We start from the raw sequence: 6,636 nt of genomic DNA on the forward strand, positions 1-6,636 counted from the left end.
GGCTGTGCCGGTCGATGAGTCCCAAAGGCCTTGTGCCGGATCGTTGATTTGAGCGGAGGAAAAAAGGCAGCCTTGCGGCCGCCTTCTTCGATATCGTGATGCCCTGCAGCCAGATCTGCCGCAAAATTTGTCAGGCTAGAATCCCGCCTCGTGGTGGCGCGTGTAGCTGCCACGCAGGCAGTACCAGTCGTTATGGTCGTCCCATCCGCCCCTGGCGCGCCAGGCGCTCCAGGCCATGTAATCCTCTTGCCTGGTATAGGGATTTCCCGCCTCGTGGCCCGGGCAAGCGCCGGTTTGGGCGTAGTAGCCGGACTGCGCAGCCATGTGCTGCGCCATGGCGGGCCCTGCCAGCAAGGAAGAAAGCACTGCAGCAGCACCCAACAAGCTAAGTTTGGTCATGGAATTTCTCCATTGGGTTGTGCCAAGAGCAAAGAGAGAACGCCAGCCGCGAATGCGGGTTCCGATTTCGGTTCCCTCGGCCGAGCACAAAAAGTTGTGATACAGCCGCAGCGCAGCATGCGCTCGGGGTCGTCCTCGAGCAGCACAGAGTGCTTACACGGTGGCTTTTTCAACAACGGGACTATCTGCTTACGGCAGCGCCCTCGCGCGACTTGGCAACAGCCGCGCCCGCGTCTGCATCACCGCTTCGTCGTCCTGATGGGCGACAAGCCTTGCGGAGACGCCAGATCAAACGATCAACGCAAGTGAGCAACTAAGACGGCGGTACGCTGCGGCAGCGTTCCGATCGGAAGTGGCGATTTTCAACCGGGTTAATGCCGCGCGCAGCCGCGACCTGGCTACCAGGAGTTGGCGTGGTGGGCGTAAATGGCCGGGATCGGCTGACACGTCCACTCCGCACGGGTATCCCAGCCGCCGCGCCGCCGCCAGGCGCTCCATTCCATGAAATCGTACGTCCGGCTGAACGGGTTTCCCGGGTCCCTGGGATCGCAAACGGTGGCTGCATGGACGGTCCTTGCGCCCCGCGCCATCGCAGGCGCAGCCAGCAAGGCAGAAACAACCAGCGCTGCGCCAACAAGTCCGAATTTCATCATGGGTTGCTCCCCCTTTGCCGTGTCACGCGTCTTGTCTTCGCAACGCCCGACAGATTCAGCGCCCGCGCGAACAACGCGATTCGATTCCTATTCCAATTTGCCGCTCAACCCGCTCAAATAGCCGTGATGGCCGCGCAAACACAAGCCGGTGCAGCAGGTTTTTCGTTTCCAGTCATTGCTGGTCGCCAGCGCGAGTGAAGTGTGCGATCGAGCGGGTCGAAGAGGCAAGGTGGGCCGAGCATGTTTGGAGTTCTGGGGTTCGGATTTCTGCTGGGTATGCAGCATGCCCTCGAGGTCGACCACGTCGCGGCGGTCTCCAGCATCGCCGCGCGCCGGACCGAGGTCGCCGATGTTGTCAAACATGGTCTGACCTGGGGCATCGGCCATACGCTGACATTGTTCGCCTTTGCCGGCGCCGCGCTTGGGCTTGGCCAGGCCATACCCGAAGATCTGGCGCGTCCGATCGAAGGCGCGGTCGGCATCATGCTGGTCGGCCTCGGCGCGCACGTGCTGTGGCGGCTGTGGCGCGACCGCGTGCATTTCCACACGCACAGCCACGGTGACGGCGCCGCGCACGTCCATGCGCACAGCCATGCCGGAGAAACCGCGCCGCACGCCCGCGCGCCTCACGTGCACGCCCACGGCTTCCGCTGGCGTACCCTGCTGGTCGGATTGATGCATGGCATGGCCGGCTCGGCGGCGCTGCTGGTGCTGGCGGTATCGCAGGCCTCCAGTGTTGCGGTCGGGCTCGGCTACGTCGCGCTGTTCGGGATCGGCTCGATGCTCGGGATGGGGGCGCTGTCGGTGGTCATTGCCGTGCCGCTGGCGCTCTCCGCGCGGTGGCTGACCTGGGCCAACAGCGGCCTGCAGGGGGCCGTCGGCGTCATGACCCTCGCGATCGGCGTCAGGACGATCGTCGAAACCCTGCTGGCGTGACCCGCGCGGGGCCGATTGCTCCAGCCGTTAACTTTTTCATAGCGCGATTTCCCGCAATTGACGGAGCGTGAAGGCTTTGGCGTTAGGCTTACCGCCAGTTTCGCCCAAAGCCTTAACCCCTGGGCTCGCCCATTCGACTAGGGTAGGGCCAGTATCTGGATTTGAATTAATGCGCGCAGCATTTGTACTGGCAATTTTGATCGGAACGACGTCGACCGCCTGGGCCGGCAGCACCACCCCGGTCATTGTGATTCCCGGGCGTCCCGGCGTGCCCATCATCATTAACGGCGTCGACGCATCCTATGCCGTCGTCGAGGGCGACTGGGGTCTTGGCAAGGGCATTCATGTGCAGCCTACGGTCTATGGCGGACACATTGTCGATTGGGAGCCCCATGTCGGTCACTATTATCCGAGCGCCGGTCACCAGCCGGGCTACGGGCGTCTCGAAATAGAGCCGCCCGCCAACCGCAAGCTGCCGAAGCCCGCGGAAAGCTATCATGACTCTGTGTCGGCGGAATCCATGTCGCAACCGCAACAGGCGCAGCCCACGGTGCCGCTGTATCCGCCGCCGGTGATCGCCGCTCCGCCCTATGGCGGCGGCAGCATCCAGCAGGACTTCGGCAGTCCGCCGCCGGATTTTCGCAAGCCCAAGAAACTTCAGCCGTAAACCTAGCCAACAAGAAACCTACCCAGGAGAGAGTAATGCGTCAGATGATTTCAGGATTGGTAGCGGCGATCGCCGTTATGGCCGCGAGCGCCGTGCCCGCGATGGCCTGCGGCGGACTGTTCGACGGCGGGTGCTCGCCGTGCGGATATGTCAGCCCCTGCGCCCAGACCTACGTGCCGACCTATTCAGGCTGCAACACCGGCTGCGGCGGTTGGGGCTATCGTGAGCGGCTGCCCGATCCGGTGCAGCAATATGGTGCCGTCGCCGCGGGGTCGCCGCAATATTACTACGTCGACCAGGGCCCGACCTATACCGGTCCCGGCAACTTCGCGCCTTATCCGGCCTATCAGGAAAGCGCGGTATCCGGCTGGGGTTATCGCCATCACCGCCATCATTACGGCTACGGCTACACGCCGCATCGCTACGGTTACGGCGCGCCGCGCCACTACTACGGCCATTTTCACCACTACGGCTATCGCGAGCACGTGCTGCGCCGCTACTACTGATCGCCGCCTATCATCGAAGACTTAAGGCGCGAGCGTCGGTTCTGAATCAATCAGAACCGGCGCTCGGTCTTTTTGACGCAAACCTGCACCCGCTCCCGAATCAATCCGAGCGCATGCGGCCCTCGAAAACCCGCTGGCGGGCGCGCGGTATGTTCTGGAGGGGTTCAGCCCATCAGGCCGAGCTTGCTCGCCCCGATATAGAGCGCCAGCACCGCGGCGTTCGACACGTTCAGGCTCTTGATTTCGCCGGGCATGTCGAGCCGCGCCACCACGCTGCAGGTGTCGCGCGTCAATTGCCGCAGGCCTTTGCCTTCCGCGCCGAGCACCAGCGCCAGCGGCTGGCGCAGCACCACCGCACCGAGATTCTCCGGCCCCTGGCTGTCGAGCCCGACGGTCAGAAAACCCTGCTCGTTCATCTCGGTGAGCGTGCGGGCGAGATTCTGTACGGTCACCAGCGGCACCAGTTCCAGCGCGCCGGAGGCGGACTTCGCCAGCACGCCGGTGGCTTCCGGACTGTGGCGCGCGGTGGTGACGATGGCCTTGACCGCGAACGCCGCCGCCGAGCGCATGATCGCGCCGACATTGTGCGGATCGGTGATCTGGTCGAGCACCAGCACGATGCCCTCCTGCGCCAGCGTATCGATATCCGGCGAGGGCAGGGGATCGGCTTCCGCCAGCAGGCCCTGATGCACGGCGTCCGGCCCGAGGCGCTGGTCGATTAAGGTCGGCCGCACGATCTCCGGCGTCACGCGGGTGTCGATCTTGTCGTCGGCCAGGCGCCGGGCGGCGTTTTCAGTCACCAGCAGCTTGCGGATCCGCCGCTGCGGATTGGCCAGGGCCGCCGCCACCGTGTGCCAGCCATACAGAATGACCGTATCGTCCGCGCTCCCGTCGCGGCCGCGCCAGGGCGGCCGGCGGCCGGATTCGTGGCCCCGGTCGGGGCCTTTGCCGCCGCCGCGCCGGAACCCGGGTTTTCGATCGCGATCGCTCATGGGCCAGCTTGTGTCACGGGTTCCGGATAATGGCAATTTGGTGCCTCGAGGGCGGCATATTAGCCGCGGGCGTTGGTTGACTTTGCCATGGCCCTTCCGTCATAAACGCGCCGACCGGGAGCCCGCCATCGGCCCCCGGTATTTACGTCATCGGTAACCTTATTGCCGCCATTTCGGCGGGTGGGTTTCGATGCTGTTGAGCGGGGGAGTGTCCCGAGTGGCAAAGGGAGCTGACTGTAAATCAGCCGTCTTATGACTTCGAAGGTTCGAGTCCTTCTTCCCCCACCAATTATATCAATCATTTAGAGATGATTGTCAGAACGCTAATTTAAGCGACGCGAATTCGGGTAACAGTCCGGGTAACATCAATTCAGATTTCTTGAGCAAGCGACCGGAGTCGCCCAAATATCATTTAACTATCTGAAATATAAGGGTAAATTTATCCATAAAAGACTTGGAAAGGGCTCGAAACTCCATAAACTGCGGTTGAGCGTTGATATTCAGGTGTCCTCCGCATGGGTCCAATCTGCAAGATCATTACTATACGCCAGCCGTGGGCCTCATTGATTGTTCACGGTTTCAAGGACATCGAAAACCGATCTTGGGCGACAAGCTATCGTGGGCCAGTATTGGTTCACACTTCCCAGCGTCCCAGCGGTCATTCGGTCGCCGACATCGCGCGACAATTCGGCATCGATTTGCCGCAGCTCGAATTGCCACTCGGTGGAATCGTCGGCACCACGAATATTATCGACTGTGTCGACGCGCACTCCTCGCCCTGGTTCGAGGGCCGATTCGGTTTCGTTCTCGATCGGAGCCGCGCGCTGCCCTTCAAGCCGTGGAAGGGCTCTTTAGGTCTACGCTCAGCAACAGCAGCGCTCGTTGCCGCCTTAGGCTTGCTGCCCGAGAGCTATAAATGAGACTCGCTGTTACGTAGGCCGCTTTGATACGTACCTTCAGTTCGAATCCCTTTCCCTCCGCCAGCTTGGCCGTAGTCGTCTATTCTCTCCGCAGCGTTGTTGGCAATTAAGCCCAGTGTTAGCAGCGATTTCTGATTTGAGCTCCGGACTACTAATCGGCAAAGTCAGTTCATTCTTCTCCAAATGGCCCATTTCTCTCCGGGGCTCTGGACTCCGCGGATTCGGTACGTTTCTCCAAATTCGAGTGTTGCGAGAGGCTTATGAACACTAACGAAATTGGGGTTCTTTAGCTCCACTCGAACAGGCGAGAGCAACCGAGTTCCAAATCGCCATATCGAGGTTCGATACCTTCCGCCACAGCCAGCCAGTCCTGCGTCAGGCGATAGTTTGCAACCTGCGCCTCACAGGCCCGGAAATCCGGGCTTTTCGCGTATTCGACTCTCCAGGCTCCCGATCTCTCAATCCCGGGGACGAAATCGCCGAGAGTCTCCGGCCCTGACCGCGGAAATTCCCGTTTTGCAGCGATTATTGGCGGAGACCGGTTCGATCACGACTGCCGCGCGAGGCGGTACGGGATACATATGCACGCGGGTAAACCCACACTTCGCAGTGAACGACCCGACCATGAGAAAGGTACATTTTTGGTCAGATGGCAGTTCGGCCTCGCGGCTATATCTGCCGAGGCAGAAGACCCCACATGGGCGAAGCGTTTATGTGAGGAGGAAGCCGAACTCGCGTGTCGATATGCTCCTCTTGAACTAAATGGTTTCCCGTCATGGCTTGAGAGCCTCGCGATCGTGCACCCAGCCGCAGTTGACCGGGTTCTCGGGGAGGAATTGACAATCTCATTGCGAGAAGGCGACGACGATTCCAATTACTCTATGTTTCTTCAGAATGTTAGTCACGCTTCCGCTGTTGTGGCGGCACTTTTTATCCCCCGCATTCGTGCGTGGCTCAGGGATTTGGCCAAAATTGACGCCACACCGAATAATCCGGCCTCAAAACAGAATCTGCAACAAGGTGTCGAAATCCTGTTGAAGGCCGGAAATAACGATGACCGGCGATTTATTGAGACTGTCGCCGCCGAACGTCTAAGCAAGGGGCTATCCGTTCCCTTCGCGACCGTTTGGCTCCCAGCGCTCATTCGACTGAATCCTGTTGCAGGCGTTGAGGTTCTGGAAGCAGGCCTGGCGCAAAGCGCTGTCTCTACAGAAGGCTCGGGGGCGCAACTTTTCGGAAGCCTTTTCGACAGCGACCGTATGGGCGTGAACTTGAACGCACCAGGGTTCACGCCGCAGCTGTTGCTTCGACTTCGTCCAAGCAGATCGGGACAATCGAACTCAAGCTTGGTGACGGACGATCTGGGAGGGACCTATTCAAAACGATTACGGATCAGCTTCTGACGAAGTACATGGCCGCCGACGAGTGCCGCGCCGGGTGTCTTCTTGTGACGATTGCAAAAGAGCGCAATTGGGACCATCCCGGGACCGGCAAGCAAATCAACTTTGGCCAATTGATGAGAGTATTGAACGAAGAGTGTGAGCGCCTCTCGCTAGAGCTCGG

At 60.7% G+C, this 6,636-nt stretch carries 8 protein-coding genes and 1 tRNA gene; 6 read left to right on the plus strand and 3 right to left on the minus strand.

What is annotated here, in order from left to right; translation table 11 throughout:
• Positions 1-135: 135 nt before the first annotated feature.
• Entirely contained in the window at positions 136-399 is a 264-nt protein-coding gene (locus tag E8A46_RS23105; RefSeq protein ID WP_291566216.1) for a hypothetical protein, read from the minus strand.
• A 398-nt stretch (positions 400-797) separates the two neighbouring features.
• A complete protein-coding gene (locus tag E8A46_RS23110; protein WP_291566217.1) occupies positions 798-1,052 on the minus strand; it encodes a hypothetical protein in 255 nt (84 codons plus the stop codon).
• A gap of 240 nt (positions 1,053-1,292) precedes the next feature.
• Here E8A46_RS23110 and E8A46_RS23115 point away from each other — a divergent pair, with 240 nt between their 5' ends.
• The 3 genes from E8A46_RS23115 to E8A46_RS23125 all read left to right on the plus strand — a co-directional run bounded on the left by E8A46_RS23115 (position 1,293) and on the right by E8A46_RS23125 (position 3,161).
• Positions 1,293-1,988 (plus strand): urease accessory protein, encoded by a 696-nt coding sequence (locus E8A46_RS23115; RefSeq protein ID WP_291566219.1) that lies wholly within the window; start codon positions 1,293-1,295, stop codon positions 1,986-1,988.
• A gap of 169 nt (positions 1,989-2,157) precedes the next feature.
• Complete coding sequence (locus tag E8A46_RS23120) at positions 2,158-2,655, plus strand: hypothetical protein (RefSeq protein ID WP_291566220.1); 498 nt, start codon at positions 2,158-2,160, stop codon at positions 2,653-2,655.
• A gap of 35 nt (positions 2,656-2,690) precedes the next feature.
• Positions 2,691-3,161 carry a hypothetical protein gene (locus E8A46_RS23125; protein WP_291566223.1) on the plus strand — a complete coding sequence of 157 codons (471 nt, stop codon included), beginning with the start codon at positions 2,691-2,693 and terminating at the stop codon, positions 3,159-3,161.
• Positions 3,162-3,325: 164 nt separating this feature from the next.
• Here the strand turns inward: E8A46_RS23125 and rlmB are convergent, their stop codons facing one another.
• Positions 3,326-4,153 carry a 23S rRNA (guanosine(2251)-2'-O)-methyltransferase RlmB gene (rlmB, locus tag E8A46_RS23130; protein ID WP_291566225.1) on the minus strand — a complete coding sequence of 276 codons (828 nt, stop codon included), beginning with the start codon at positions 4,151-4,153 and terminating at the stop codon, positions 3,326-3,328.
• Positions 4,154-4,355: 202 nt separating this feature from the next.
• On the opposite strand from rlmB, the gene E8A46_RS23135 reads away from it, so the two are divergent.
• The 3 genes from E8A46_RS23135 to E8A46_RS23145 all read left to right on the plus strand — a co-directional run bounded on the left by E8A46_RS23135 (position 4,356) and on the right by E8A46_RS23145 (position 6,476).
• Positions 4,356-4,441, plus strand: a tRNA-Tyr gene (locus E8A46_RS23135).
• 227 nt (positions 4,442-4,668) lie between these two features.
• A complete protein-coding gene (locus E8A46_RS23140; protein ID WP_291566226.1) occupies positions 4,669-5,073 on the plus strand; it encodes an ASCH domain-containing protein in 405 nt (134 codons plus the stop codon).
• A gap of 641 nt (positions 5,074-5,714) precedes the next feature.
• On the plus strand, positions 5,715-6,476 hold the full coding sequence (locus E8A46_RS23145) for a hypothetical protein (protein WP_291566228.1): 762 nt from the start codon (positions 5,715-5,717) through the stop codon (positions 6,474-6,476).
• The last annotated feature ends 160 nt before the right edge of the window (positions 6,477-6,636 follow it).

The sequence above is a fragment of the Bradyrhizobium sp. genome, from assembly GCF_004799445.1.
GTDB lineage: Bacteria > Pseudomonadota > Alphaproteobacteria > Rhizobiales > Xanthobacteraceae > Bradyrhizobium.

What these genes read in the sequence shown, in the direction of transcription:
- E8A46_RS23105 (WP_291566216.1), bottom strand. Translation starts at nt 399, where the DNA reads ATGACCAAACTTAGCTTGTTGGGTGCTGCTGCAGTGCTTTCTTCCTTG.
- E8A46_RS23110 (WP_291566217.1), bottom strand. Translation starts at nt 1,052, where the DNA reads ATGATGAAATTCGGACTTGTTGGCGCAGCGCTGGTTGTTTCTGCCTTG.
- E8A46_RS23115 (WP_291566219.1), top strand. Translation starts at nt 1,293, where the DNA reads ATGTTTGGAGTTCTGGGGTTCGGATTTCTGCTGGGTATGCAGCATGCC.
- E8A46_RS23120 (WP_291566220.1), top strand. Translation starts at nt 2,158, where the DNA reads ATGCGCGCAGCATTTGTACTGGCAATTTTGATCGGAACGACGTCGACC.
- E8A46_RS23125 (WP_291566223.1), top strand. Translation starts at nt 2,691, where the DNA reads ATGCGTCAGATGATTTCAGGATTGGTAGCGGCGATCGCCGTTATGGCC.
- rlmB (WP_291566225.1), bottom strand. Translation starts at nt 4,153, where the DNA reads ATGAGCGATCGCGATCGAAAACCCGGGTTCCGGCGCGGCGGCGGCAAA.
- E8A46_RS23140 (WP_291566226.1), top strand. Translation starts at nt 4,669, where the DNA reads ATGGGTCCAATCTGCAAGATCATTACTATACGCCAGCCGTGGGCCTCA.